We start from the raw sequence: 25617 nt of genomic DNA on the forward strand, positions 1-25617 counted from the left end.
TCACTGCGCCGCCCCGGTGGACGAGTCGCCGTGGGTGTCGACGTGGAACCACTCGATGGCCGTGTCCACGTCCTTATCGCCGCGGCCCGAGAGGTTCACCAGGATCAGCGGCTTCTCCACCCCCTGCTCGGTCAGCCGCCGGCCCAGCTTGAGCGCACCGGCGACGGCATGGGCGGACTCGATCGCCGGCATGATCCCCTCGGTCTCGGTAAGCAGCCGGAAGGCGTCCATCGCCTCGCTGTCGGTGATCGGCTCATAGCTGGCCCGGCCGGTCTTGGCCAGCCAGGCGTGCTCCGGTCCGACCCCGGGGTAGTCCAGCCCGGCTGAGATCGAATGCGACTCGCTGGTCTGGCCGTCGGCGTTCTGCAGGACGAAGGTGCGCATCCCGTGCAGCACCCCGACCTCGCCGGCCGAGATGGTCGCGGCATGTCGGCCGGTGTCCACCCCTTCACCGCCGGCCTCGAACCCGTACAGGCCCACCTCGGTGTCGGGGATGAAGTCGGCGAAGATGCCGAGCGCGTTGGAACCGCCACCCACACACGCTGCGACCGCATCCGGCAGCCGGCCGTAACGGGCCAGCACCTGAGCCCTGGCCTCGGTGCTGATCACCCGTTGGAACTCACGAACGATCATCGGGAACGGGTGCGGGCCGGCGACGCTGCCGATCAGGTAGTGCGTGTTGTCCACCGAGGCCACCCAGTCGCGCATGGCGTCGTTCATCGCGTCCTTCAGCGTCTGGGTACCGGAGTCGACCGCGATCACCTCTGCGCCGAGCAGCCGCATCCGCGCGACGTTGAGGGCCTGGCGTTCGGTGTCCACCTTGCCCATGTAGACGCGGCACTCCAGCCCGAACAGCGCGGCCGCGGTCGCGGTCGCCACCCCGTGCTGGCCGGCGCCCGTCTCGGCGATGACCCGCGTCTTGCCCATCCTCCGGGTCAGCAGTGCCTGGCCGAGGACGTTGTTGATCTTATGCGAGCCGGTGTGGTTGAGGTCCTCCCGCTTGAGCAGGATGGTCGCACCGCCGGCGTGCTCGCTGAACCGTCGCGCCTCGGTGACCGGCGACGGCCGACCGGTGTAGTCGGCCAGGAGCTCGTCCAGCTCGGTCTTGAAGGCCGGGTCGGCATTGGCCGCGACGAACGCCTCCTCCAGCTGCTGCAGGGCGGCGTAGAGCGCCTCGGGTACGAACTTGCCGCCGAAACGATCGAAGTGGCCGGTCGCGTCGGGCAGAGATACCGCTGGCAAAATGAGTCCTTACTCGTGGGTCGGACGTGTGAGTCTGTGCCTGCTGAGTCAGGACCGATGCACAGCGGGGTGGGCCCCCGCGGCCACCAGGTCGGCAACCCCTTCGCGGGGATCGCGGCCGGTCACCAGCGCCTCACCGACCAGGATCACGTCGGCACCTGCTCGCGCCAAGTCGATCACATCCCGAGGGCCCCGAACGCCCGACTCCGCGATCCGGACGATGCCGTCGGGGATCTTCGGGGCCAGCCGCGCGAAGGTGGTCGGGTCGACCTCCAGCGTCTTCAGGTTACGCGCGTTCACGCCGATCACCCGGGCACCGGCGTCGACCGCCCTGCTGATCTCCTCCTCGGTGTGCACCTCCACCACAGGGGTCAGGCCGATCGACTCGGCCCGCTCGACCAGGCCGCTGAGCTCGTCGTCGTTGAGCGCGGCCACGATCAACAGCGCCAGGTCGGCGCCGGCGGCACGGGCTTCGAAGAGCTGGTAGGCGGTGACGATGAAGTCCTTGCGCAGGACCGGGATGTCGACGGCCAGCCGGACCCGCACCAGGTCGTTCAGGGTGCCGGAGAAGCGGCGCTGCTCGGTCAGGACCGAGATCGCCGCGGCCCCACCGAGCTCGTACTCGTGGGCCAGAGCGGCCGGGTCGGCGATCTCGGCCAGCGACCCGCGGCTGGGGCTGGCACGCTTGACCTCCGCGATGACGGCCACCCCGGGGGCCCGGAACGCCGGCATCGGGTCGAGGGCCGGGTCGATGTGGTGCACCCGCTCCTTCAGCCGGTCGATACTCACCTCGGACTGGCGGACCGCCAGGTCCTCGCGTACCCCGTCGATGATGTCTTCTAGTGCACCCACAGCGAACTCCCACTACCCATCTGTCGTCGTGCCCGTCGGGCCTCTTAGCCGTCTGCCCCGTAGCCCAGCTTGCGCATCACCGCTGTCACCACCAGGGCCAGCGCCACCAGGGCGATGCCGACCCAGAACACGGTCATGTTCGGGCCCATGAACATCGCGGCGGCGATGACCAGTAGTCCGACGAAGGCGATGGTGACGCCCGCCCAGGCGGCCGGGGTGCGTCCATGATGAACCTCGCGACGTCCGGCGTGCCCGGTGCCCCGGCTGGTCGTCCCTCGTGTCTCGGTCATCGGTCCCTCATTCCGCGTCGATCCCTGGCGGGCGTGTGCTCGAGCTGTCCCGGCCCATTCTGTCGCTTATCCGTGCCGATGTCTCATCGGGGGGTGTCGTGGGGTCGATTCCCGCGTCCAGCGCCTTCCACAGCACTGCCGGGTCCTGATCGGCCGGCGGCTCGTCGGCGACGGCCGTCCGCTGGAACCAGTCGGTGCGTTGCGGCCAGCGGTCAGACCGGACAACCATCAGCACCGCACCGACCAGCACCAGCAGCCCGGCGCAGGCGAACACCTGCGGCCAGGCGGTCGCGGTCAGCGCGTACTGGTCCAGCAGCGTGACCTCACGCAGCCGCGTCTGGACGTCGACCGGGCTCGGTCGGAGGCGGAGCAGCCCTACCACCACCGCGCCGGCACCGATCAAGGCCAAGATGACACCGAGCACCCGGCGGCCCCGTGACCGCAGCGTGAGTGCCAGCAGCACGCCCGCCAGCACCACCACCGCCAGCGCCTGGGTCAACCCTGCGCTCACGTCGCTGCCGGTGAAAGCGACACCGGTCCCCTCGGCCGCCGCCCGCCACCACGGACGAGACGACGAGATGAGGGCCAGCACGCCGCCGATCGCAGCACCTCCCAGCGCGACGGCGCGGCTTCTCATCCGGAGCCTGCCGGCCGGAACGACTGGGCGATCGAGATGGCCCGGACCACGGCGGCCGCCTTGTTCTGTGTCTCCTGGTCCTCGGTGGCCGGGTCGGAGTCAGCCACGATGCCACCCCCGGCCTGGACGTACGCCACCCCGTCGCGGAGCAGCGCCGTCCGGATGGCGATCGCGGCGTCGGCGTCGCCGGCGAAGTCGAGGTAGCCGACGATGCCACCGTAGAGCCCGCGCCGAGCCACCTCGAGTCGATCGATGATCTCCATCGCCCGGACCTTCGGGGCGCCGGACAGTGTGCCGGCCGGGAAGGTGGCCATCAGCACGTCCAGTGCGCTGCGACCCGGCGCGATCGTGCCGGTCACGGTCGACTCCAGGTGGGTGATGTGGCTGTAGCGACGGACGTTCATGAACTCCACCACCTCGACCGTGCCCGGGATGCAGACGCGGCCGAGATCGTTGCGGCCGAGATCGACCAGCATCACATGCTCGGCCCGCTCCTTCTCGTCGGCCAGCAGCTCCGCCTCCAGGGCGGCGTCCTCGGCCGGAGTTGCCCCGCGTGGCTTGGACCCGGCGATCGGATGGGTGATGGCGGTGTCGCCCTTGACCGTCACCAGCGCCTCGGGGCTGGACCCGACGATGTCGAACCCGTCCAGTCGCAGCAGGTACATGTACGGGCTGGGGTTGGTCAGCCGCAGCACCCGGTAGATGTCGAGCGCATCGGCGTCGGTGTCCACCTCGAACCGCTGGCTGACGACGATCTGGAACGCCTCACCGGACTTGATCTCCTCCACCGCGGCGGCCACGCTCGCCTGGTGCTCGGCCGACGTGCGCTGCCGACGGATCGGCAGCACGTTGTCCCGGCTGACGGCGACCACCGCTGACGGGGTGGGCGCGGCCAGCGCCTCTGCCATCGCCTGCACCCGGGCCACGGCGTCGGCGTACGCGTCGTCGACCCGCTCGTCGGTGGCGTCGAAGTTGATGGCGTTGGCCACCAGCCAGACCTCGCCCTGGTGATGGTCCAGCACGGCCAGGTCCGAGGCCAGCAGGAAGGCCAGTTCGGGGATGTGCAGGTCGTCGGGGTTGGAGTCGGGCAGCCTCTCCATCCGCCGTACGGCGTCATAGCCGATGTAGCCGACCAGCCCTGAGGTGAACGGCGGCAGCCCTGCTGAGCGCGGGGTGTGCAACAGCCGCAGGGTCTCGGCGACGGCGGCCAGCGGGTCGCCACCGGTGGGCAGCCCGGCTGGGGCGTGACCGGTCCAGTGCGCCTGGCCGTCCCGCTCGGTCAGCACCGCTGCAGCACGGACACCGATGAACGAGTAGCGCGACCAGACTCCCTGCTCGGCCGACTCGAGCAGATAGGTGCCGGGACGGCTGCCACTCAGCTTGAGGTACAGCCCGACCGCCGTCTCGGCGTCGGCCAGGAAGCGCTGGGTGACCGGAATCACCCGGCGGCTGCGGGCCTGTTCGCGGAACTCCTGCAGCGAAGGGGTGACCAGGCCGTCCTGGCTCATCGCTGCCCCTCCGCGCCGGGGGTGATGACGACCGCCGGCAGTCGGCGGTCGTCGAAGCAGCTGCGGGTGCCGGTGTGACAGGCCGGACCCTCCTGGTGCACCTTGAGCAGCACCGTGTCCCCGTCGCAGTCCAACCGGACCTCGCGGACCCACTGGGCGTTCCCGCTCTGCTCACCCTTGACCCAGTAGCTGTTGCGGCTGCGGGAGAAGAAGGTGCTGCGACCCGTGGTCAGGGTGCGGTGCAGCGCGGTGTCATCCATCCAGGCCAGCATCAGCACCTCACCTGTCGACTCCTCCTGGACGATGGCCGGGACCAGGCCGGCGTCGTTGCGTTTGAGCCGTTCGGCGATGGTCGGGTCGAGGTCGGAGCTGCTGGACGTCACCCACCCATTGTGTCGGTCGTCGACAGCCGGCCGCGCAGGTGGCCCAGCTGGTGGGCGGCACCGCCTCGACCCGGACGGCGGGTCGGCGGCCGCCCGGCGTCTGGTCGGAGGGTTCTGCGCTGGGCACTAGCATCTGCACCATGACGTTCGCGAAGTCTGAGCGCGCCGAGCTGTGCGACCTGTTGGACAAGCTCGGCCCAGACGCCCCCACGCTCTGCAGCGGTTGGACCACCCACGACCTGGCGGCCCACCTGTGGATTCGCGAGACCGACCCGGTCGGCGCTCCCGGCATCCTGGCCCGGCCGCTGTCGGGCCTGACCGAGCGCCGGATGGCGGAGGCACGGCAGCGCTGGGAGTACAGCGAGCTGGTCGAGCGGATCCGGAACGGTCCGGCCCGGTTCTCGGTGTTCGCCTTCCCGGGCGTCGACGAGCCGGCGAACACCACCGAGTACTTCGTGCACCACGAGGATGTGCGCCGGGCCGGCGACGAGCCGATGCCTGCCCGCGACCTCGGCGAGGAGACCGAGGACTGGATGTGGCGGCGGCTCAAGCTGATGGGCCGGGCCTACTTCCGCCGGTCCCAGGTGGGGGTGATCCTGGAGCGGCTGCCGTCCGCGTCAGCCAAGCCGGTTGCTCCCGGAGCCGACAACCCGAACGCGTTGCGGGTGATGAGCGGTCGGCAGATCGTCACCCTGGTGGGCCAGCCGAGCGAGCTGTTGCTGTTCGCCCACGGCCGCAACACGGTCGCCGAGGTCAAGGTCGTGGGTGAGCCGGAGGCGATCGACCTGCTGCACACGACCGACCTCAGCTCCTGACCCGCAGTCGAACAGGCCGCAGTCGAACGGGCCGCGGTTGAACGGGCGGGCAAGACTGGGTGGGTGTCCACCCTCCGAGGTCTCGCCCGCGCCGTCGCAGCAATGATCGGCGTCGCCCTGGTGGCTGGCTGCAGCGGCCCGGCCAGTCAGCCCGCTGCAGGGACCCGCACCGCCGGTGCCACGCCCAGCGCCAGCAGCCCGGCAGCCCCGACCAGTGCTCCGCAGACGAGAGCTGCGAGCCCCACCCGAATCTCCACCGCTGCGACAGCAGGCTCGTCGGCGACCGAAGCGGCCGGAAGGCACGGGCCGCTGCGCGCCCGCGACGTGGTCACCGGTCTCACCTCTCCCTGGGGCCTGGCTTTCCTGTCCGACGGCACCGCCCTGGTGGCCGAACGCGACACCGGTCGGATCCTGCGGGTCGCCCCCACCGGCCGCACGACGCAGGTGCAGCGGATCACCGACAGCCGACCGTCCTCCGAGGGCGGGCTGCTGGGTCTGGCGGTGGCGCCGGACCAGAAGACGGTCTTCGCCTACTACTCGGCCAGACGGGACAACCGGGTGGTGGCGATGAGCTGGGACGGCGCTGCGCTGGGCAGGTCGAGGGCGGTGATCGACGGCATCCCCGAGTCGGGCCGGCACAACGGCGGCCAGCTGACCTTCGGCCCCGACGGCTATCTCTACGTCGCCACCGGTGACGCCACCGAGCCGGCGCAGTCCCAGGACAAGAAGTCCCTGGCCGGCAAGATCCTGCGGATCACCCCTCAGGGCAGGCCGGCGCCCGGGAACCCCTTCGGCAACGAGGTCTTCAGCCTCGGCCACCGCAACGTGCAGGGCCTGGCCTTCGACCCGCAGGGAAGGCTCTGGGCCTCGGAGTTCGGCGACCAGACGTGGGACGAGCTGAACCTGATCATCAAGGGCGGCAACTACGGCTGGCCGGCCGCGGAGGGCTCCGCCCAGCTCGACGGGATGATCAACCCGAAGGTGGTCTGGCGCACCGACGACGCCTCGCCATCCGGGTTGGCCTACTGGCGGGGATCGCTGTGGATGGCCGGTCTTCGCGGCAAGCGGTTGTGGCAGATTCCGCTCGACGGCACCAGGACCGGCGAGCCGAAATCCCATTTCGCCGGTCGGTACGGCAGGCTGAGGGCGGTCAAGGCCCTCCCCAACGGGAGCGGCCTGTGGCTCGGCACCTCGAACACCGACGGCCGAGGCCAGCCGAAACCCGGTGACGACCGGTTGCTCAGTGTCACCGGATAGCTCTCAGGAGAACAGATGATCAAGAAACCGCTGCTGGCCGGGCTGGGTGGGCTCGCCGTCCTGATCGGCCTGCTCTGGATCGGTCAGGGCGCAGGCCTGATCGGTGGCAGCTTCATGACCGGCAGCAACACCTGGCTGGTGATCGGCATCGTCGCGCTCGTGGTCGGCCTGCTGGTCGTCCTGCTGAGCACCCGGGGGCGGTCCTGGCGGGACCCGAACGGCCCGCCCGGACAGCACTGAACGGGTCACCGCCGCGTACGGCGTCAGCCGGTCAGCTTCTCGATGATCAGCTCCCGCACCCGGCCGGCGTCGGCCTTGCCACCCAGCTCCTTCATCACCGCCCCGATCAGCGCACCGGCCGCCTGCACCTTGCCGCCACGGACCTTGTCCGCGACGCCCGGGTTCGCCTCGATGGCGGCCTCTACCGCGGCGCCGAGGGCACCGTCGTCTGAGACAACCGCCAGGCCGCGGCCGGTCACGACCTCGGCCGGGCTGCCCTCACCGGCGATGACGCCGTCGAAGACCTGCCGGGCCAGCTTGTCGTTGATCGTGCCGGCCTCCACCAGAGCCTGGATCTCAGCCACCTGCTGCGGCGTGACGCCGGTCGCCTCCAGGTCGACGCCGTTCTCGTTCGCCCGCCGGGCCAGCTCCGTCAACCACCACTTGCGAGCCGCCTGCGGCGAGCAGCCCGCGGCCACCGTCGCCTCGATCGCATTGACGGCGCCCGCGTTCAGCACGTCGCGCATCTCCAGCTCCGAGAACTGCCAGTCCGCGCTGACCCGGCGGATCCGCTGCTGCGGCGGCTCGGGCAGCGTGGCCCTCAGCTCCTCCACCCACTCCCGGCTCGGCGCCACCGGCACCAGGTCGGGCTCGGGGAAGTAGCGGTAGTCCTCCGCCGACTCCTTGCTCCGGCCGGGCGAGGTGACCCCGTCGTTCTCGTGCCAGTGCCGGGTCTCCATGTGGATGACGCCACCGTCGGTGAGAATCGCCGCCTGCCGGGTGATCTCGTAGCGGATGGCCCGCTCGACGCTGCGCAGCGAGTTGACGTTCTTGGTCTCGGTCCGGGTGCCGAACTCGACGGTGCCGTGAGCTCGCAGCGACAGGTTCGCGTCACAGCGCAGCGAGCCCTGCTCCATCCGGACATCGGACACGTCGAGGCCACGCAGCAGGTCACGGAGCATCGCGACGTACGCCTTCGCCACCTCCGGCGCTTTCGCTCCGGCTCCCTCGATGGGTTTGGTGACGATCTCGACCAGCGGCACCCCCGAACGGTTGTAGTCCAGCAGCGAGTAGTCCGCGCCATGGATCCGGCCGGTCGCCCCGCCGACGTGCAGGGACTTGCCGGTGTCCTCCTCCATGTGCGCCCGCTCGATCCCGATCCGGTAGGTCTCGCCGTCGACCTCGACCTCGGTCCACCCGTCGAAAGCGATCGGCTCGTCGTACTGGGAGATCTGGTAGTTCTTCGGCATGTCCGGATAGAAGTAGTTCTTCCGGGAGAACCGGCACCACTCGGCAATCGAGCAGTTCAGCGCCAAACCGATCCGGATGGCCGACTCGATGGCCTTGGCGTTCACCACCGGAAGCGATCCCGGCAGCCCCAGGCAGACCGGGCAGGTCTGGGTGTTCGGCGACGCCCCGAACTCGGTCGAGCAGCCGCAGAACATCTTCGAGGCCGTGTTGAGCTCGACGTGCACCTCGAGCCCCATCACCGGGTCGAAGGCAGCCAGCGCCTCCTCGTAGGACAGCACGGCCTCCGGGACCTGGGCGTGCGGGGTCATCGGGCCACCTCCTGAAGGGTCGTGAGTTCGGGTATCCGGTCCAGCAGGGACCCGCCCCATTGAGCCTCGAGGGCCCGCTCCAGGGCGGCCCCGACCCGGTAGAGACGGTCGTCAGCCAGCGGCGGGGCCATCACCTGGAGGCCGACCGGCAGTCCGTCCTCGGGGGCGAGACCGACCGGGAAGGACGCGCTGGCGTTGCCGGCCAGATTGGACGGGATGGTGCAGAGGTCGGCCTTGTACATCGCCAGCGGGTCGTCGACCCGCTCGCCGATTCTGAAGGCGGTGCTCGGTGTGGTCGGCGACACCAGCACATCAACGTCGGCGAATGCCGCCTCGAAGTCGCGGGCGATCAGGGTCCTGACCTTCTGCGCCTGACCGTAGTAGGCGTCGTAGTAGCCACTGGACAGGGCGTAGGTGCCGATGATGATGCGGCGCTTCACCTCGGCGCCAAAGCCGGCCTCCCGGGTGGCAGCCATCACCTGCTCGGCGCTCAGCACGCCATCGTCACCGACCCTGAGCCCGAACCGCATCGCGTCGAACTTGGCGAGGTTGGACGAGCATTCGCTCGGCAGGATCAGGTAGTAGGCGGCCAGGGCGTAGTCGAAGTGCGGGCAGGACACCTCGACGATGTCGGCGCCCAACGACTCCAGCAGCGCGACCGCCTCAGTGAAGCGCTGTTCGACGCCGGGGGCGTACCCCTCGCCACCGAGCTCCTTTACCACGCCGATCTTCATCCCGCTGACATCAGCGGCCCGGGCCGCACCGACGATGTCCGGTACCGGGGCGTCGATGGAGGTCGAGTCCCGCGGGTCGTGGCCGGCGATCACGCGGTGCAGCAGCGCCGCGTCCAGCACGTTACGGGCGCACGGGCCGGGCGTGTCCAGGCTGGAGGCGAGCGCCACCAGGCCGTAGCGGGAGGTGCCGCCGTACGTCGGCTTGACTCCGACAGTGCCGGTGACCGCGCCGGGCTGGCGGATGGAGCCACCGGTGTCGGTGCCGATCGCCAGCGGCGCTTCGAAAGCGGCCAGCGCAGCCGCCGACCCACCGCCGGAACCGCCGGGGATCCGGTCGGTGTCCCACGGATTCCTGGTCGGGCCGTAGGCCGAGTTCTCCGTCGAGGACCCCATCGCGAACTCGTCCAGGTTGGTCTTGCCGAGGATCACGATGTCGGCATCCAGCAGCCGCTGGGTGACGGTCGCGTTGTACGGCGGCATCCAGCCCTCGAGGATCTTCGAGCCACAGGTGGTCGGGGCGCCGGTGTAGGTCAGCACGTCCTTCAGCGCGAGCGGAACCCCGGCCAGCGGGCCGAGCCGCTCACCGGCCGCACGCTTGGCGTCGACGGCCGCCGCCTGGTCCAGGGCCCGGTCCCGGTCGATGTGTAGAAAGGCATGCACCAGGTCGTCGACGGCCGCGATCCGGTCCAGATGGGCCTGCGTGACCTGGACCGAGCTCAGCTCACCTGTCGCGATCTGGGCCGCGAGCGCGCTCGCGGTCAGGTGGGTCAGTTCCGCGCTCATCGGGCGGCCTCCTCGGCGCCGGCGGCCGACAGGTCGGCCCCTGACAGGTTGCCTTGCAGTGGCTCGTCTGCCGCCGGGTCGCCATACACCGAGTCGTCCACCGAAAGCTCGCCGTCGCCGAGGATGCGCGGCACCCGGAACCGATCCTGGTCATGGGCGGGCGCACCGGCCAGCGCGACCTCGACCGGCAGGGACGCCTGCACCTCGTCGGGGCGGAACACATTCGTCAGCGGCAGCGCGTGCGAGGTGGGCGGAATGTCGTCGGCGGCCACGTCGGCCACGTGCGCCACCGACTCCAGGATCACGTCCAACTGGGGTGCCAGATGTGCCAGCTCTGCCTGGGTCAGCTCGATCCGGGCCAACCTGGCCAGGTCGGCGACATCTTCGGGGCTCAGTGCCACGCTCAAATCTCCCTACACAGTTGACGCGCACCGGATGGGTGCGCCACATATCCGTTCGTCTCGGCAGTCGATGCGCGAAGCAGCCACTGGCGAAATGGTGCTGCAGACGCAGCCATCTTAGGGGCGACCGGGCGCCGACCCGAACCGCATTGTCCCCGCCCGGCCCGGGCCGGGAAGTTCAGTCGCCCAGCTGACGGATCACGAAGCCGGTCTTCAGCTTCGGGGTGAAGAAGGTCGACTTGGGCGGCATCAGCAGCCCCTCCCGAGCCGTCCGCTCGATCTCGTCGACGCTGACCGGCCGGATCAGCACCGCCGCCGTGGCCCGCCCGTCGCGCACCGCCGCCGTCACCTCGCCCAGGCCGTGCTGATAGCTGACGCTCGCCGGCACGTTGGCGAGCGTCTCCTCCAGCCAGACGCCGTCCAGCGACCGGACGCCGTCGAAGGCCCCCGCGCGAGGGGTCAGCCGCTCGGCCCGGTCCGGACCCACCAGCACCAGAAAACCCTCGGCCTGCATGGCCGCCAGCGTCGCCGGCGTCGGTTCGGGCAGCGGGGTGAGCTCGAAGCGCGTCGCCAGCGCCGCACGCAGGTCGGCGAGGCTGACGTCGTCATAGAGCCGGTGAATCGCCTCGACACTCAGCTGCTCGGCCACCAGCTCGCCGACGAAGGCCAGAGTCTGCTCGGCGGCGGTATCGGTACGGCCGGTGGCGGCCCGGACCTCGTCGCGGTAGCTCCGGCTGATCGCGTACCGGTGGTGACCGTCCGCGATCAGCACGTCGTCGGCAGCCAGCTGGTCGCGGATGGCGGCAATCCGGTCCGGGTCGGACACCCGCTCGACGGCGTGCTCCACGCCCTCGTCCATGACCCGGCCGACCTGCTCGGCGGGTTCGTCCAGCAACGCCGTCAGCCCGCTGGCCAGTGACAGTCCCCAGACCGGCGACAGGTTGGCACGGGTCGCCCTGGTCAGGTCAAGCCGGTCGGTCGAGGCCTTCGGTGTGGTGCGTTCGTGCGGCAGCACGCCGCCGGATCCCGGGTCGGTCAGCTCGAGACCACCGACCACGCCGGCCAGGTTCCGCCGCGCGCCGCCCGCGTCGGTGAAACGCATCCGGTAGATCGTGAACGTCTCGGTCGCATCCGGCACCAGTACACCCCGGCGCTGCCAGTCAGCGAGGGTCTCGGCTGCGCGCCGGTAGCGATCCGGGCCACCGCGTGGCACGTCGACGCGGACGATGTTGGTCGGCGACCTGGCCTCCAGCGCATCGACGTCGGCGTCGGAGAGCACGTCGTACGGCGGGGCGATGACGGTGTCGAGGCTGCTGGTGGCGAAGCGCAGCGCGCGGAATGGTTCGAAGCGGGGCACGTTGCCCAGCGTTCCACGTCACGTACTGAAACACGCCGGTAACGCGCATAGGGAAAACTGTGGGTGTGTTCTTGATGCGTGTCTCCCTGCCCGACCGCCCCGGCTCCCTGGGTGCGGTGGCCGCAGCCCTGGGTACGGCGGGTGCGGATATCAGCTCGATCGAGATCGTCCAGAAGAGTGACGGCATCGCGGTCGACGACTTCATCCTCGCCCTGCCCCAAGGCCAGCTGCCCGAGTCGGTGGTGGTGGCCTGCCAGGGTCTGCCGAATGTCCGGGTGGAATGGATCTCCCGCTACCCCGGCGGGGCGAACCTGCAGTCGGACCTGGAGGCCCTGGAGCGGATGATGGCCGACCCGGCGCACGCCGCCGAGACCCTGGTCGCGCAGGCGCCGGTGGTGTTCCGGGCGCAGTGGGCGATCCTGGTCGAACGATGCGTCGGTTCGGCGCCCGGTGCGGTCACCTTCAGCACCCCGCACGCACCCGACCTGTCGCCGGAGTCGCTGTCCCACCTGCAGCCCTTCGACGACACGCACGTCACAGATCTGGAGCCTGGCTGGGCGCCCGGCTGGCAGGATTCGACAGTGGTGGTCGCCCCGCTGACGGACGACCGGGCGATCGCCATCGGTCGAATCGGCGGCCCAGCGTTCCTGGGATCCGAGGTCGCTCGGCTGCGGCTGCTGGCCACGCTCGCCCACTGACCTGCCGAGGCCGTCCGTCGCCGGGGTCGGTGTACGTTTCACCCTGTGAGTGAAGCCTCATGACGCCGCATGAGCTCGCCGAGCTGGTCACATCCCTCGCCTTGGGGATCGTGTCGGCCATCGTGCCGGTGGTCAACGCCGAGACCTACGTGGTGGCTTCTCAGGTGTCTGCGCTGGCCGGTCCGGTGCCGGTCGCCGTCGGGGTCGGGATCGGCCAGAGCTTCGGCAAGCTCCTCCTGTTTCTCGGCGTACGTCGTGGGCGCGACTTTCCCTTCGTGCAGCGGCATCGTGGCAAGATCAGCAGCGCCGAGACCGGGCCGATGAGGCAGCGTCTCCGAGCCTTCGTCCGCACACTGTTGAACCTGGTCGGCACCAAGCGCTGGGGACTACCTATCACCTTCGTGGCCGCCGTGCTGGGGGTGCCGCCGCTGTACGCCGTGGCTCTGCTCGCCGGGGCGACCCGGATGCGGATCGGCTGGTTCTATCTGGCGGTGGTCGTCGGCCGGGTGCTCAGGTTCGTGGCGGTGGCCACCGGTGCCGGGTCCCTGACCTTCTGGGACTGACGGGCCTGCTGGGGCTGACGGGCCCGCCGCCTACTTGTCGTCGCCGATCCCGAATCCGATGTTGCCGGTCATCAGGTAGTACACGTACCAGCCCAGCAGGAAGAGCGCCAGCATCGCCGCGAACAGGGCCAGGCTGGCCCAGATGCGCATCCGTTTCTTCGCCTTGGTGCTGGGCACCTTCTGCGGACCCCACTCGCCGAGCGCAGGCTGCACCCGAGGCGGTGTCACCCCGTTGAGGTTCAGGTTGCTGAAGATCTTGGCCACCCCACCACCCTAGCCGTGAGGAGGCCGGCGACCCGCCCGGCTAGAGTTCGGCGTATGCCTTCTTCGATCAAGCACGTCGTCGTCACCGGAGCCGCAGGCAAGGCCGGCCGCGCCGCCGTCGCCGAACTGCTGGCCCATGGTTATCAGGTGACCGGCGCGGACACCGCCCCGGCCCCGGCGGACCTCGGAACGGCTTTCCTGCGAGCGGATCTGACCGACTACGGCCAGACGGTCGACGTGCTGGCCGGCGCGGATGCGGTGGTGCACCTGGCGAACATCCCGGCTCCTGGCATCTACCCACCGGCGCACACCTTCACCGCGAACACCGCGATGAACGCCCACGTGTTTCTGGCGGCGGCGCAGTTGAAGCTGCAGCGGGTCGTCTGGGCCTCCAGCGAGACCACGCTGGGGCTGTCCTTCACGCCGGAGACCCCGCCGCGCTATGCGCCGGTGGACGAGGCTCACTACCCGTACCCGGAGTCCACCTATGCGCTGTCCAAGGTGGTTGCCGAGACGATGGCCGAACAGATATCGCGCTGGTCCGGCATCCCGTTCGCGGGGCTGCGGTTCTCCAACATCCTCAACGACGACGACTACACCCGCGTCCCGAGCTATCAGGACGACCCACGGGCCAGGATGTGGAACCTGTGGGGTTACATCGACGTCCGCGACGCCGCCGCCTCCTGCCGCAACGCCCTCGAGGCCGAGCTGACCGGGTCGGAGAACTTCATCATCGCCAACGACGACTCGATCATGGAACGACCCTCGCTGGAGCTGCTGCGGGAAGTGTTCGGCGATGTGGAGGTGCGCGGTGAGGTGGGCGAGCACGACACGTTGCTGTCCAACGCGAAGGCCCGCAGGATGCTCGGCTTCGCCCCTCAGCATGGCTGGCGTCGCTGAGCGCAGGTTCAGCAGCCGGGAGCTACCAGGGGTCACCGGCCGGGGTCAGTCGCCGGCTCCGACATCACCAGCCGGGGTCAGTCGCCGGCTCCGACATCACCAGCCGGGGTCAGTCGCCGGCTCCGACCGTGGCCACCTCAGCCGCCGCCTCTGGACCGGCGTGCAGCAGCACCTCGAAGCCGTCCGCGTCGAGGATGGGTACCTTGAGCGACACCGCCTTGTCGTACTTGGACCCTGGTGAGTCACCGACCACCACGAACGAGGTCTTCTTCGACACCGCCGAGGAGACCTTGCCGCCTCGAGAGGTGAGGGCCTCTGCCGCCGAGTCGCGGGTGTAGCCCGACAGCGACCCGGTGACGACGAAGGTCAGCCCGGCCAGGGTGGGCTCGCGGCCCTCGACCTTCTCGTCCCGCATCACGCAGCCCGCGGCCTGCCACTTGGCCACGATGGCTCGGTGCCAGGGCTCGGCGAACCACTCCCGGATGGAAGCGGCGAGCGTCGGGCCGATCCCGTCGACCGCGGCCAGTTCCTCCTCGGTCGCCGCCGCCAGCGCGTCGATGTCACCGAAAGCGGCCGCCAGGTCCGGCGCCACCCCCTTGCCGACATGTCGAATGGACAAGGCGACCAGGAACTTGGCCAGCGGCCGGGTCTTGGCCTCCTCCAGGTTGGCCAACAGCTTCTTGCCGTTGGCCGACAGCCCACCCTTCTGCGTGGTGAAGAAGGGCGACCGGGCCAGCTTCTCCTCGTCCAGGTCGAACAGGTCGCCCTCGTCGATGATCAGGCCAGCGTCCAGCAGTGCATGCGCCGCAGACTCCCCCAGCACCTCGATGTCGAGGGCGGCCCGGCTCGCCAGGTGGAACAGCCGCTCCCGGAGCTGCGCGGGGCAGGCGCGCGTGTTGGGACAACGGATGTCGGCGTCGCCCTCCTTCTCCGGCCGCAGCTCGCTTCCGCAGGCCGGGCAGTGCGTGGGCATCACAAACGCCCGCTCCTTGCCATTGCGGAGATCGACGACCGGACCGACAATCTCGGGGATCACGTCACCGGCCTTGCGCAGCACCACCGTGTCGCCGATCAGCACTCCCTTGCGGACCACCTCGCTGGCGTTGTGCAGGGTGGCCATAGAGACGGTCGACCCGGCCACCTGCACGGGCTCCATCACGCCGAACGGGGTGACCCGACCGGTCCGCCCCACATTGACCTGGATATCGAGCAGCTTGGTGGTGACCTCCTCCGGCGGGTACTTGTAGGCGATCGCCCAGCGGGGGGCCCGCGAGGTGGAGCCGAGCTGGTCCTGGACGGTGCGGTGGTCGAGCTTGACCACCACGCCGTCGATCTCGTGCTCGACCGAGTGCCTGTTCTCTCCGTACTGCTCGATGAACTGCCAGACCTCCTCGAGGGTCCGGCAAACCTTGCTGTGGCTGCTGACCGGGATGCCCCAGCGGGCCAGTGCGGTGTAGGCGTCCGACAGCCGAACCGCCTCGAAGTCCTCGGCGGCCCCGACCCCGTGTGCCACGAAGCCCAATGCACGTGACGCGGTCACCCGGGGGTCCTTCTGCCGCAGCGAGCCGGCGGCCGCGTTGCGGGGGTTGGCGAACGGCGCCTTTCCGTCCAGCACCAGGGTCTCGTTCAACCGGGTGAAGTCGGCGACCGCGAAGAACACCTCGCCACGGACCTCGAGCAGCCCCGGCGCGTCGTCCGCCAGCCGCTCCGGGATGGTGCTGATGGTGCGTGCGTTGTCGGTGACGTCCTCGCCGATCCTGCCGTCGCCGCGGGTGGCCGCCCGCATCAGCCGACCCTGCTCGTACACCAGGTCGAGAGCCACGCCGTCGACCTTGAGCTCGCACAGGTATCCGGACTCGGTGATCTGCCTCTCCCCCAGCTCCCGGACGGCGCGCTGCGACCAGTGCGCCAGCTCCTCGAACGAGAACGCGTTGTCCAGGCTCATCATCCGCTGCAGGTGCTCCACCGGACTGAACGTCGTCGACGGTGCGCCGCCGACCTTCTGGGTGGGAGAGTCCGGCGTCCGTAGCGCCGGGAACCGGTCCTCGAGGGCCTCCAGCTCGCGCATCCGGGCGTCGAACTCGCCGTCGGAGATGGTGGGGGCATCGAGGACGTAGTAGCGCCAGCGGGCCTCCTCCACCTCCTCCGACAGCGAGGCGTGCCGCTCCCGCGCAGCCGGCTCAGGCTCGGACAGAACCAGGGCAGGATCGTGCAGGTCGGCATCGTCCAGGTCGGGGTCGGGGGACTCCAGATCGCTAGTCACGCAGGCCAATCTAGCGGCCGTCGCTGACAGCCGAGACGGACCGATCCGCCCCCTCATCGGGACCGCCGGACCCGGCCGCACGTGCCGCGTCCCAGGCAAGCCACTCGGCGCGGTCGGCCGCGTACTCGACGTCACCCTCCTCATCACCGGGAATCGCCACCGGCCAGTCCCCCACGAAGATCCGCCCCTGGGTAAGCCCGGCCTTCTCCATCACCCGGCGGGACGCGGTGTTCATCACCATCGTGTTGGCGTTCACCCGGCTGGCACCCAGCTCCAGGAACGCCTTGCGGATCAGGGCCAGTGACCCCTCGGTAGCGAAGCCCTGCCCCCAACTGGCACGGACGAAGCGGTATCCCAGCTCAGGCGCGTCCGGAGGCTGGGCTGGACCCGGCCTCAGATGGAACCAGCCGATGAACTCGCCGGTGCGCCGCTCGACGACCGCCCAGAAGCCGTAGCCGGCGTACTCGCGGTAGTAGCGCAGGTAGGCCGGGATGTGCTCCTCGGCGATCTCCTGTCGGCTGGTGGGCGCTCCACCGGTGATGTAGCGCATCACGGCCGGGTCACTGTCCAGCCTCACCAGGTGGTCGACGTCGTCAGGGGTGAAGCGACGCAGCAGCAGCCGTTCGGTCTGAAGGAAGATCTCCACAGCGCTCATCTCTCTGCCGATCGGGCCGTCTGCTGGGCTGGGGCGCGTCGGGTGCTCAGTTCTCCTTGTCCCAGATCAGCCAGTCGTCACGCTCCGCGGCGTACTCCACGTCTCCCAACTCGGCCCCCTCGAAGGCATCTGGCCAGTCGGACTGAAACGTCCGGACATGGTGCATGCCGCATTTCTCCATCACGCGTCGTGCCCCCTTGTTGACGAACAGCATCTCCGCGACGACCCGTTCAACGCCCAGCTCGGTGAACGCCTTGCGGATCAGGGCTCGGCACCCCTCGGTCGCGAAGCCCTTGCGCCATTCCGATCGGCGTAGTCGGTAACCGATCTCGGGGGCCCCGTCGGTCGTGTAGCCGGGGGGTCGCAGATGGAACCATCCGATGAACAGGCCGGTCGACTTCTCGATGGCGGCCCAGTAGCCGAAGCCGTCGGGGCGGTTGTAGTAGCTGAGCAGGCTGGGCAGGACCTCGTCGGCGATCTCCTGCCGTGAGGTGGCTCGACCGCCGTTGATGTAGCGCATCACATCGGGGTCCTTATCCAGCGACGCCAGGTGGTCCACATCGGCCGCGGTGAATCTGCGCAAGATCAACCGCTCGGTCTCGAGAAAGATCTGCACATCTCCATCGTGCCTCCGTATGGACGCCAGCGGCGCGCGAAGCGCAGACAATGTCAAATCTTTACGAGTTACTCGTGGCGCAGGGCGGTGTTCATTTCTTCTTCACGAGTCGGTGATTGGTGATCGGGGTCCGCTGAGGATCGACGTGTGGAGGTGGGATCCATTCGGGGAGTTGGTGGGGTCCCATCCGGCAGGTCCAGCCGTGGGCCGCGAACTCGCGGTGGTGATAGCCGCAGAGGAGGGTCATGTTGTGCAGCGCCGTGGCGCCGCCCTGGGCCCAGTCGAGAATGTGGTGGCGCTCGCACCAGGGCGCCGGGTGCTCGCAGCCGGGAAACGTGCAGCCACCGTCGCGGGCATAGAGCGCGTGGGTGAGCGTGCGGTTGGCGATCCGGCGGGAGCGACCGAGGTCGAGGACGGCTCCGTGTGACGAGAGGAAGGCGGGGATCAGGTCGGCCTCGCTGGCCAGGGTGAGCAGCTCGGCTGCGCTGAGGCGGACCCCGTCGGCGGTGGTGGCGTGTCCGGTCCGGTTCAGCAGGTCATCGATGGTGATGGTGGCGATGATCGTGGCGGGGGTGCCGCCACTGTCGGGCAGGTCACCGGAGCGGAGCAGCCGATCGCCGGCGTCGGCCAGGGCGTCGTGCCAGCGTTGGGCACTGCTACGCCGGTCGGGACCCTCCGGGCCTTCTGGTCTCGGTGCGGCCAGAGGCGACAACACAGCCCACATGGTCGCGCCGGCGCCGGCCGTCAGCAGGCCGCTGAGCCGATACGAGCCATCGCGGGTCGGGTGCAACGCGAGGCACCGCCGCTCGCGGATCAGGTCGTCGCGTGGTGGGGTGGCGTCTGGGATGAGCAGGTCGGTCACCTGTTCGGTCACGGTCCGCAGCTCTGCCGGGCCGAATACCCGCGCATCCGCCACCAGCGCGGTCTCGACCTCCGCGACCTGATCCGGGTCGAGCCCGGCCCACTCCAGATCTGACAGACACTCGGCGAGCACCCGCACCTGCGCCGCGCTCACCGCCCCGTCACGCTGTGCCGCCGCCACCGCGGGTCGCCGTGACACCAGCGGCGCTCCGTTCAGATCGGTCCGGCGCCGCAACAGTTCGGCCGCTTCCACCCGGGCACGCGCCTCACCGGCAGGGATCCGCAGCACCCGCATCAGCAGGCCCTTGGTGTGACGCAGCATCAACCGCAACCCCAACTCGCGGACCTGGACCTCGTCGACCATTGCATGATCCAGCAGGGCCAACCGGTTCCGATGCGCCTCCACCCGCCGCAGCACCTCCAGCAGAGCGTCGTCGGACTCGCGCTGCAAGCCGCCGGACTCGAACGCCGCCACCACCCGCCCCAGCGCAGCATCCAGCTCGTCCAGCAGAGCCGCCACACCACCGTGCTCGGCAGCGACCGCGGTGGGCACTGGATCGAGGGTGGTTGTCATGGTCACCAATGCATCTTAATCGAACGCGTGTTCGAATACAAGCCCTTCCGCCCGCAATTCCCTGGCTGGCCCTTCGCGTCCATTGCCCCCCGAGCCTCGTCCGCCGGGTCGGGTTCGGTAGCGAAACAGTGTCCAACCCGAACGGCGGTACCTCGAGCAGCGTCGACAGGCTTTCGTACGCGCTGCCCCGTCGCCAGCAGAGGACCATGGGCCCCGTCCCAGCTAGGCGGCGAGCTGGTCGCTGACGATGTCCGCCGCCGTACGGAGCGTCCGCAGCGCCCGCAGCGCCGCCGGTTGGTCCAGCCCGGCGAGTCCGCACGCAGGGGTGAGCACCATCCGACTGGAGACCTCCGGCGCCAGACCGAGTCGACGGATCGGGGCCAGCACGCTGGCCGCAACCTGGTCGGCGTTCAGCTGCCCGCGGGTGGAAAGCGCTCCAGCCCCCAGCCACAGTCCGCCCTCCATCGCAGCCCCGAGCTGATCCCAGGTGCTGCTGTCGGCAAGCTCGAGGTCAAGCCCGACTCCGACGACGCCGGACTGGTGCAGCAGTTCGACCGGCACCCCGCGGGCGCAGCAGTGAACCGTCAACGCTGCGTCGACGCCGACGCGCTCCAACCCTGTCACGAACGCGGCGAAGCTGTCACCGACCTCGGGCCGATCGACGCGGCGATGCCGGGAGAACCCGCTGGCGGTGGCGATGTCTCCCGCCAGCACCGACGGCAGCAGTGGCTCGTCCAGTTGCAGCACGGGTTGCGTCCCGGGCAGCCGGCGCTGCATCTCCGCCAGCAGTGTGACGATCCCCTCCGCCAGCGACTCGCCGAGCTCCCGGCGGGCGCCGTGGTCGGCCAGCACCCGATCCCCCTGCGGCCGTTCCATCATCGCGGCCAGCGTCCACGGCCCGGCGAATGAATACTTCAGCAGTCCCTGGTAGCCCTGGGCCTGCTCCTCCAGCTCGTCCAGGTCGTTCCGCAGCAGGGCCTTGGCCCGGAGGTGGTCACCGCTGGAGGCGCCGGTGAGCCGCCAGCCTGCGGGCTGCAGGTCCACGGCCAATCCCGACAGCGCCGCGGCGCCGCGGCCGACCAGCTGAGCGCCGACCCCGCGCGCCGGCAGCTCGGGCAGGTAAGGCAGCCGAGGACACTCGGCGAAGGCGATCTTCACCGCGTCGGCCATCTCCTCCCCCGGCCAGGAGCCGATCCCGGTCACCCGGATGCCGGTCCACTCCTCGCTCACGGCCGGGCTGCCGCAATGGTGGCACTGCCGACGACCCGGTCCCCGTCATAGAGGACCACCGCCTGCCCAGGGGCGATGCCAGCGGTCGGCTCGGCCAGCGTCACCTGTAGCTCATCGGGACGGATCCGGACATCCGCGGCCAGGCTGGAACCGTGCGCACGCACCTGGACCTGACCCGACCAGTCGCCGGTCAGCGGCTGCTGGGTCCAGCTGGGCCGGATCCCGCTGATCCGGCTGACCAGCAGCGCCTCGTGCGGTCCGACAGTGACCGTGTTGGTGACCGGCGAGATGTCCAGCACATAACGTGGCTTGCCGTCATCGGCTGGAACCCCGAGCCGCAGTCCTCGACGCTGACCGATCGTGAACTGGTGACTCCCGTTGTGCTGGCCCACCAGGGCACCGCTGGTGTCGACGATGTCACCCGGCCTCGCACCGAGGTGCCGATCGAGGAAACCGGCGGTGTCACCGTCGGCGATGAAGCAGATGTCATGGCTGTCCGGCTTGTCGGCGACGGACAGCCCGCGCCGTTCAGCCTCGGCCCTGACCTGACTCTTCAGCGAGCCGCCGAGGGGAAAGTAGGAGCGAGCCAGCTGATCCTGGTTGAGCACCGCCAGCACGTAAGACTGGTCCTTGTCCGGGTCGGTGGAACGATGCATCGCCACCCCCGCATCGGTTCGCACCAGACGGGCGTAGTGCCCGGTGCAGACGGCATCGAAGCCGAGAGCCACGCCCCGGTCGAGCACAGCGGCGAACTTGATCTTCTCGTTGCAGCGCAGGCAGGGGTTGGGTGTACGGCCGGCGGCGTACTCGGCGACGAAGTCGTCCACCACATCCTCGGCGAACCGGTCCGAGAGGTCCCAGACATAGAACGGGATGCCGAGGACGTCGGCGGCCCGGCGAGCGTCGTGCGCGTCCTCCTTGGAGCAGCAGCCACGGGCGCCGCTGCGGAACGACTGCGGGTTCTTCGACAACGCCAGGTGCACGCCCGTCACCTCATGGCCGGCCTCCACGGCACGGGCCGCCGCGACGGCCGAGTCGACCCCGCCGGACATGGCGGCAAGAACCTTCATCACAACCTCTTCCTGGCGTGCCTGCTTGAGGACGCGAAACTGGCAACCGAGAAAGACTATCCCGTCATCGACCCGGCTCGTCGGGCTCGCTGCACCACCTCGGGCAGCACCGCCAGCACGGCCTGCACGTCCGCCGCGGTTGAGCTGTGCCCCAGCGAGAACCGCAGCGCGGATCTGGCCTCGCGCCCGGTGCGGCCCATCGCCAGCAGCACATGGCTCGGCTGCGAGACCCCGGCTGAGCAGGCGGACCCGGCGGAGCAGTCGATGCCGGCCGCGTCCAACAGCAGCAGCAGTGAGTCGGCCTCGCAGCCGTCAAAGCACAGGTTGGCGATGCCGGGCAGCCGCTGGTCGACGGCGGCGGGACCGTTCTCGATGGCACCGGGCACGGTGGCCAGGATGCCCTCGACCAGCCGGTCGCGGAGCCCACGGAGCCGGGTTCGCGCGGCCGGGCGGTCACCGACCGCGGTCCGGATCGCCGCCGCGAACGCCGCCACCGCAGGCACGTCCAGGGTCCCGGACCGGAGCTCGCGCTCCTGGCCGCCACCGTGCAGTACAGGGGTCAGAGTGAGCTCTCGACGGGCCAGCAGCGCACCGATGCCGTACGGACCGCCGAGCTTGTGTGCGGTAAGGGTGAGCAGGTCGAGGCCGGAGTCGGCGAAGTCGACCTCGAGCTGCCCGACCGCCTGTACAGCGTCTGAATGCGAGACGACGCCCCGCTCGCGGGCCCGCTCGGCGATCTCGACGACCGGCTGGACCACGCCGACCTCGTTGTTCGCCCACATCACCGACACCAGCGCTGCATCGTCGGCGGCCGCCAGCGACTGTGTCAGGGCGGCCAGGTCGACCCGGCCGTCCCCGTCGACGCCCACCAGATCAACGGTGGCCTGCTGGGTCCGCTCCAGCCAGTCGAGCGGGTCCAGGACGGCGTGGTGTTCGACGGCGCTGGCGATCAGCCGCGACCTGCCTCGCTCCCGGCCGGCCCAGAAGGCACCCTTGACGGCGAGGTTGTCGGACTCGGTCCCGCCGGAGGTGAAGATGACCTCGGTGGGCCGGGCGCCGACCAGGGCGGCGATCTCCTCGCGCGATTCCTCCACCACTCGGCGCGCCGCGCGGCCCGACCCGTGCAGCGAGGAGGCGTTGCCGGCTTGGCCGAGCTGAGCGGTCATCGCCTCAACCGCGGCCGGCACCATCGGCGTCGTCGCCGCATGGTCGAGGTAGGTCCGGGTCACCCTTGAAGCGTACGCAGCCAGCGTCCGCTACGGGAATCGTGAGCCAAGACCCTGGTCAGCCCTTGCGCGCCTGGACTTCGGCGGTGACCGCCGGCAGCACGGTGTGCAGGTCACCGACGACACCGAGATCGGCCAGGGCGAAGATCGGCGCCTCGGGGTCCTTGTTGACCGCAACGATGGCCTTCGAGGTCTGCATCCCGGCGCGGTGCTGGATGGCGCCGGATATGCCGGCGGCCACGTACAGCTGCGGTGAGACCGTCTTGCCGGTCTGCCCGACCTGGTACGAATGCGGGTACCAGCCGGAGTCGACCGCCGCACGGGAGGCACCCACGGCCGCGCCCAGCGCGTCCGCGAGACCCTCGACCTCGCTGAAGTCACCACCGGTCCCCCGCCCTCCGGAGACCACGATGGCCGCCTCGGTCAGCTCCGGTCGACCGCTCTCCTTCTTCGGCTCTGAGGAGACGATCCTGGCGGTCTTGGCCGCGTCCGAGATGCTCACCTCGACCTGCTCGACAGTGGCTTCGACCGGGGCCGGCTCGGGGGCGGTGGCGTTGGCCTTCACGGTGACGACGGGTGCTCCGGTGCTGACAGTGGCGCGTACGGTCCAGTTGCCGGCGAAGACCGACTGGGTCGTGGTCACCACTCCGTCAGTGGCGGCGAGGTCGGTGGCGTCGGTGATCAGGCCGGAGCCCAGCTTGACCGCCAGCCTGGCGGCGATCTCCTTGCCCTCCAGGGTGGAGGTGAACAGCACGGCAGCAGGCTGCAGCCGGGCGCAGATCTGGGCCAGCGCCTCGGCCTTGGGTGCGACCAGGAAGTCGTCCAGGGCGGGGTCGGTCACCGACAGCACCTGGGCCGCACCGTACTGGCCCAGGCCCGGAGCGAGGGCGTCCGCACCGGCGCCGAACACGACCGCCACCGGATCGCCGACCCGACGGGCCAGGGTGAGCAGCTCGAGGGTGGGCTTGGCGACCTGACCGTCCAGGTGCTCGACGACGACAACAACAGGTGACATGGGGACAACAGGTGACATGGCAGCAGACCGTTCTCTCGACTCAGATGTACTTGCCGGCGGACAGGAAGTCGACCAGCGCCTTGGCTCCGGAGCCCCCCTCGTCAGTGACCACCCGGCCCGCCTCCTTGGGTGGTCGCGGAGACGTCTCGAGCACCCTGGTCCAGGCAGCCGCCAGGCCGACGGACCCGGCGTCGACCCCCAGGTCGGCCAGGGTCCAGTGCTCGACCGGCTTCTTCTTCGCCGCCAGGATCCCCTTCATGGACGGGTAGCGGGCCTCGCCGGACTGGTCGGTCACGCTGACCACCGCTGGCAGCTTCGCCTCGATCGTCTGGCTGGCGGTGTCACCGTCACGGCGGATGGTGACGGTATCGGCGGACACCGTCACGCTGGAGCCGAAGGTCACGGCGGGCCAGCCCAGCCGCTCGGCCAGCATCGCCGGCACCACGCCCATCGAGCCGTCGGTGGACGCCATCCCACAGATGACCAGATCGGGTGCGGCCTTGGTGACCGCCGCGGCCAGGATGGCGCTGGTGGCCAGGGCGTCGGAGCCGTGCACGGCCTCGTCGTTGATGTGGATGCCGGCACCGACACCCATCTGCAGCGCGCGTTTGATGGCGTCGGCCGCCTCGTCGCCGCCGAGAGTCAGCGCGACGACCTCGACATCGTCGCTGGCCTCGGCGATCTGCAGCGCCTGTTCCACCGCGTACTCGTCCAGCTCGGACAACAGACCGTCGCTGGCGGCCCGGTCCACCGTGCCGTCGGCGGCGAAGCCACGCTCACCGGTCGCGTCCGGGACGTGCTTGACAAGGACGACGATCTTCATCTTTCTCGCCTTCTGTGCGGCGCAGCGGGCTGCGCGGAGGACTCGACCCACCTTATATTACTCACGAGTAACCAGGCGTGGGTGTCGCGTCACAGCGTAACTGCGGGCCTGGCAACGCTCATCCCTCGCCCCGCTGCAGCCGGCGCACCTGCTCTGCGGCGTGGTCACCGAGCCCCTTGACGTAGGCGCGCAGGGCGGCCTGGTCGGCGTAACGCCCGTCCCGGTTGGCCACCACGACGGCCGGTACCCCGGCGCAGATGGACCGGGCCGGGATGCTCCCTCGGACGACGCCATGCGCCGCGACGACCGAGCCGTCCCCCAGGTCCGTGCCACGCAGCACCGTGACCCGTGATCCGAGCCAGCAGTCCGCACCGATCCGCACCGGTGACTTGACCAGGCCCTGGTCCTTGATCGGCCTGTGCACGTCCTCGGTCCGATGGTCGAAGTCGCAGATGTAGACGTGGTCGCCGATGATCGTCGCATCGCCCACCTCGACATCGAGGTAGGCGTTCAGGGTCAGGTCGTAGCCCAGTACGCACTTGCTGCCGATCCGCACCGTTCCCTCATGGGCCCGCAGCTTCACCCGGTCCGCCAGATGGGTCCAGGCTCCGATCACCAGCCGGCCATAGCCCGCTCGAACGGTGAGCTCGACCTGCCGGCCGAGGAAGACGAAGCCCTCGAACTCGACCTCGGGGTGACGCAGTCGGGCGATCGTGAACCGCAGCGCGGCTCGCAGGTGCGCCGGCGTGTAGAACCGGTGTCGGACCACCCACCGGAGGGTCCGGAGGAGATTCACGTCGCCGTCGCGACCGGGGCGACCGG

26 protein-coding genes and 1 pseudogene are annotated in these 25617 nt (G+C 69.9%); 6 read left to right on the plus strand and 21 right to left on the minus strand.

Features of this window, described 5'->3' with window-relative positions:
- Genes trpB through hisI form a run of 6 tightly spaced genes read right to left on the minus strand, consistent with a single transcriptional unit; the run spans position 1 to position 4912 of the window.
- A complete protein-coding gene (trpB, locus tag JOE57_RS01225) occupies positions 1 to 1242 on the minus strand; it encodes a tryptophan synthase subunit beta (protein WP_204916028.1) in 1242 nt (413 codons plus the stop codon).
- A gap of 48 nt (positions 1243 to 1290) precedes the next feature.
- Positions 1291 to 2094: an indole-3-glycerol phosphate synthase TrpC gene (trpC, locus tag JOE57_RS01230; protein WP_204916029.1), complete on the minus strand. Its 804-nt coding sequence runs from the start codon at positions 2092 to 2094 to the stop codon at positions 1291 to 1293.
- 44 nt (positions 2095 to 2138) lie between these two features.
- Positions 2139 to 2384, minus strand: a complete 246-nt coding sequence (locus JOE57_RS01235) for an HGxxPAAW family protein (protein ID WP_204916030.1) — start codon at positions 2382 to 2384, stop codon at positions 2139 to 2141.
- Between the two features lie 7 nt (positions 2385 to 2391).
- Positions 2392 to 3021: a Trp biosynthesis-associated membrane protein gene (locus tag JOE57_RS01240; protein ID WP_204916031.1), complete on the minus strand. Its 630-nt coding sequence runs from the start codon at positions 3019 to 3021 to the stop codon at positions 2392 to 2394.
- Positions 3018 to 4529 (minus strand): anthranilate synthase component I, encoded by a 1512-nt coding sequence (locus tag JOE57_RS01245; protein WP_204916032.1) that lies wholly within the window; start codon positions 4527 to 4529, stop codon positions 3018 to 3020. Before JOE57_RS01245 ends, JOE57_RS01240 begins: the two co-directional genes overlap by 4 nt.
- Positions 4526 to 4912, minus strand: a complete 387-nt coding sequence (gene hisI / locus JOE57_RS01250) for a phosphoribosyl-AMP cyclohydrolase (RefSeq protein ID WP_204916033.1) — start codon at positions 4910 to 4912, stop codon at positions 4526 to 4528. The genes JOE57_RS01245 and hisI overlap by 4 nt, the downstream gene beginning before the upstream one ends.
- A gap of 140 nt (positions 4913 to 5052) precedes the next feature.
- Between hisI and JOE57_RS01255 the strand changes: the two genes are divergently transcribed.
- From JOE57_RS01255 to JOE57_RS01265, 3 genes are all read left to right on the plus strand, one after another.
- Positions 5053 to 5727, plus strand: coding sequence for a TIGR03085 family metal-binding protein (locus tag JOE57_RS01255; protein WP_204916034.1), 675 nt, complete (start codon positions 5053 to 5055; stop codon positions 5725 to 5727).
- A gap of 63 nt (positions 5728 to 5790) precedes the next feature.
- Positions 5791 to 6984, plus strand: coding sequence for a PQQ-dependent sugar dehydrogenase (locus tag JOE57_RS01260; RefSeq protein ID WP_204916035.1), 1194 nt, complete (start codon positions 5791 to 5793; stop codon positions 6982 to 6984).
- 15 nt (positions 6985 to 6999) lie between these two features.
- A complete protein-coding gene (locus JOE57_RS01265) occupies positions 7000 to 7224 on the plus strand; it encodes a hypothetical protein (protein ID WP_204916036.1) in 225 nt (74 codons plus the stop codon).
- Between the two features lie 23 nt (positions 7225 to 7247).
- Here JOE57_RS01265 and gatB read toward each other — a convergent pair whose 3' ends face one another.
- The 4 genes and pseudogenes from gatB to JOE57_RS01285 all read right to left on the minus strand — a co-directional run bounded on the left by gatB (position 7248) and on the right by JOE57_RS01285 (position 12037).
- The gene (gene gatB / locus JOE57_RS01270; protein ID WP_204916037.1) at positions 7248 to 8762 is read right to left on the minus strand and encodes an Asp-tRNA(Asn)/Glu-tRNA(Gln) amidotransferase subunit GatB; all 1515 of its coding nucleotides are present in this window, start codon (positions 8760 to 8762) and stop codon (positions 7248 to 7250) included.
- Positions 8759 to 10279 carry an Asp-tRNA(Asn)/Glu-tRNA(Gln) amidotransferase subunit GatA gene (gene gatA / locus JOE57_RS01275; protein ID WP_204916038.1) on the minus strand — a complete coding sequence of 507 codons (1521 nt, stop codon included), beginning with the start codon at positions 10277 to 10279 and terminating at the stop codon, positions 8759 to 8761. Before gatA ends, gatB begins: the two co-directional genes overlap by 4 nt.
- Before the next feature lie 113 nt (positions 10280 to 10392).
- A pseudogene (gene gatC, locus JOE57_RS01280) lies at positions 10393 to 10680 on the minus strand (Asp-tRNA(Asn)/Glu-tRNA(Gln) amidotransferase subunit GatC); the annotation flags it as partial.
- A gap of 178 nt (positions 10681 to 10858) precedes the next feature.
- Positions 10859 to 12037 carry a DUF1015 family protein gene (locus JOE57_RS01285; protein WP_204916040.1) on the minus strand — a complete coding sequence of 393 codons (1179 nt, stop codon included), beginning with the start codon at positions 12035 to 12037 and terminating at the stop codon, positions 10859 to 10861.
- 74 nt (positions 12038 to 12111) lie between these two features.
- Here JOE57_RS01285 and JOE57_RS01290 point away from each other — a divergent pair, with 74 nt between their 5' ends.
- Positions 12112 to 12735, plus strand: a complete 624-nt coding sequence (locus JOE57_RS01290) for an amino acid-binding protein (protein ID WP_239579048.1) — start codon at positions 12112 to 12114, stop codon at positions 12733 to 12735.
- A gap of 59 nt (positions 12736 to 12794) precedes the next feature.
- A complete protein-coding gene (locus JOE57_RS01295; protein ID WP_204916042.1) occupies positions 12795 to 13298 on the plus strand; it encodes a hypothetical protein in 504 nt (167 codons plus the stop codon).
- A gap of 30 nt (positions 13299 to 13328) precedes the next feature.
- On the opposite strand, the gene JOE57_RS01300 is transcribed toward JOE57_RS01295, so the two are convergent.
- Positions 13329 to 13562: a hypothetical protein gene (locus JOE57_RS01300; protein ID WP_204916043.1), complete on the minus strand. Its 234-nt coding sequence runs from the start codon at positions 13560 to 13562 to the stop codon at positions 13329 to 13331.
- Between the two features lie 54 nt (positions 13563 to 13616).
- On the opposite strand from JOE57_RS01300, the gene JOE57_RS01305 reads away from it, so the two are divergent.
- The gene (locus JOE57_RS01305) at positions 13617 to 14462 is read left to right on the plus strand and encodes an NAD-dependent epimerase/dehydratase family protein (protein ID WP_204916044.1); all 846 of its coding nucleotides are present in this window, start codon (positions 13617 to 13619) and stop codon (positions 14460 to 14462) included.
- 109 nt (positions 14463 to 14571) lie between these two features.
- Here the strand turns inward: JOE57_RS01305 and ligA are convergent, their stop codons facing one another.
- The 10 genes from ligA to JOE57_RS19055 all read right to left on the minus strand — a co-directional run bounded on the left by ligA (position 14572) and on the right by JOE57_RS19055 (position 25564).
- The gene (gene ligA, locus JOE57_RS01310) at positions 14572 to 16692 is read right to left on the minus strand and encodes an NAD-dependent DNA ligase LigA (RefSeq protein ID WP_420827695.1); all 2121 of its coding nucleotides are present in this window, start codon (positions 16690 to 16692) and stop codon (positions 14572 to 14574) included.
- A gap of 43 nt (positions 16693 to 16735) precedes the next feature.
- Complete coding sequence (locus tag JOE57_RS01315; protein WP_204916046.1) at positions 16736 to 17380, minus strand: GNAT family N-acetyltransferase; 645 nt, start codon at positions 17378 to 17380, stop codon at positions 16736 to 16738.
- 46 nt (positions 17381 to 17426) lie between these two features.
- On the minus strand, positions 17427 to 17996 hold the full coding sequence (locus tag JOE57_RS01320) for a GNAT family N-acetyltransferase (RefSeq protein ID WP_204916047.1): 570 nt from the start codon (positions 17994 to 17996) through the stop codon (positions 17427 to 17429).
- A gap of 91 nt (positions 17997 to 18087) precedes the next feature.
- Positions 18088 to 19431, minus strand: coding sequence for an HNH endonuclease signature motif containing protein (locus tag JOE57_RS01325; RefSeq protein WP_239579052.1), 1344 nt, complete (start codon positions 19429 to 19431; stop codon positions 18088 to 18090).
- A 222-nt stretch (positions 19432 to 19653) separates the two neighbouring features.
- Positions 19654 to 20661 carry a uroporphyrinogen decarboxylase/cobalamine-independent methonine synthase family protein gene (locus tag JOE57_RS01330; protein WP_204916049.1) on the minus strand — a complete coding sequence of 336 codons (1008 nt, stop codon included), beginning with the start codon at positions 20659 to 20661 and terminating at the stop codon, positions 19654 to 19656.
- A complete protein-coding gene (gene mnmA, locus JOE57_RS01335; protein WP_204916050.1) occupies positions 20658 to 21731 on the minus strand; it encodes a tRNA 2-thiouridine(34) synthase MnmA in 1074 nt (357 codons plus the stop codon). The genes JOE57_RS01330 and mnmA overlap by 4 nt, the downstream gene beginning before the upstream one ends.
- A 56-nt stretch (positions 21732 to 21787) precedes the next feature.
- Positions 21788 to 22960: an aminotransferase class V-fold PLP-dependent enzyme gene (locus tag JOE57_RS01340; RefSeq protein ID WP_204916051.1), complete on the minus strand. Its 1173-nt coding sequence runs from the start codon at positions 22958 to 22960 to the stop codon at positions 21788 to 21790.
- A 55-nt stretch (positions 22961 to 23015) separates the two neighbouring features.
- A complete protein-coding gene (locus tag JOE57_RS01345; RefSeq protein WP_204916052.1) occupies positions 23016 to 23972 on the minus strand; it encodes an electron transfer flavoprotein subunit alpha/FixB family protein in 957 nt (318 codons plus the stop codon).
- Positions 23973 to 24012: 40 nt separating this feature from the next.
- Positions 24013 to 24795, minus strand: coding sequence for an electron transfer flavoprotein subunit beta/FixA family protein (locus JOE57_RS01350; RefSeq protein WP_204916053.1), 783 nt, complete (start codon positions 24793 to 24795; stop codon positions 24013 to 24015).
- A gap of 118 nt (positions 24796 to 24913) precedes the next feature.
- Positions 24914 to 25564, minus strand: coding sequence for an acyltransferase (locus tag JOE57_RS19055; protein WP_338041094.1), 651 nt, complete (start codon positions 25562 to 25564; stop codon positions 24914 to 24916).
- Positions 25565 to 25617: the final 53 nt, after the last annotated feature.

Origin of the sequence: Microlunatus panaciterrae (assembly GCF_016907535.1) — a bacterium.
Lineage (GTDB): Bacteria > Actinomycetota > Actinomycetes > Propionibacteriales > Propionibacteriaceae > Microlunatus > Microlunatus panaciterrae.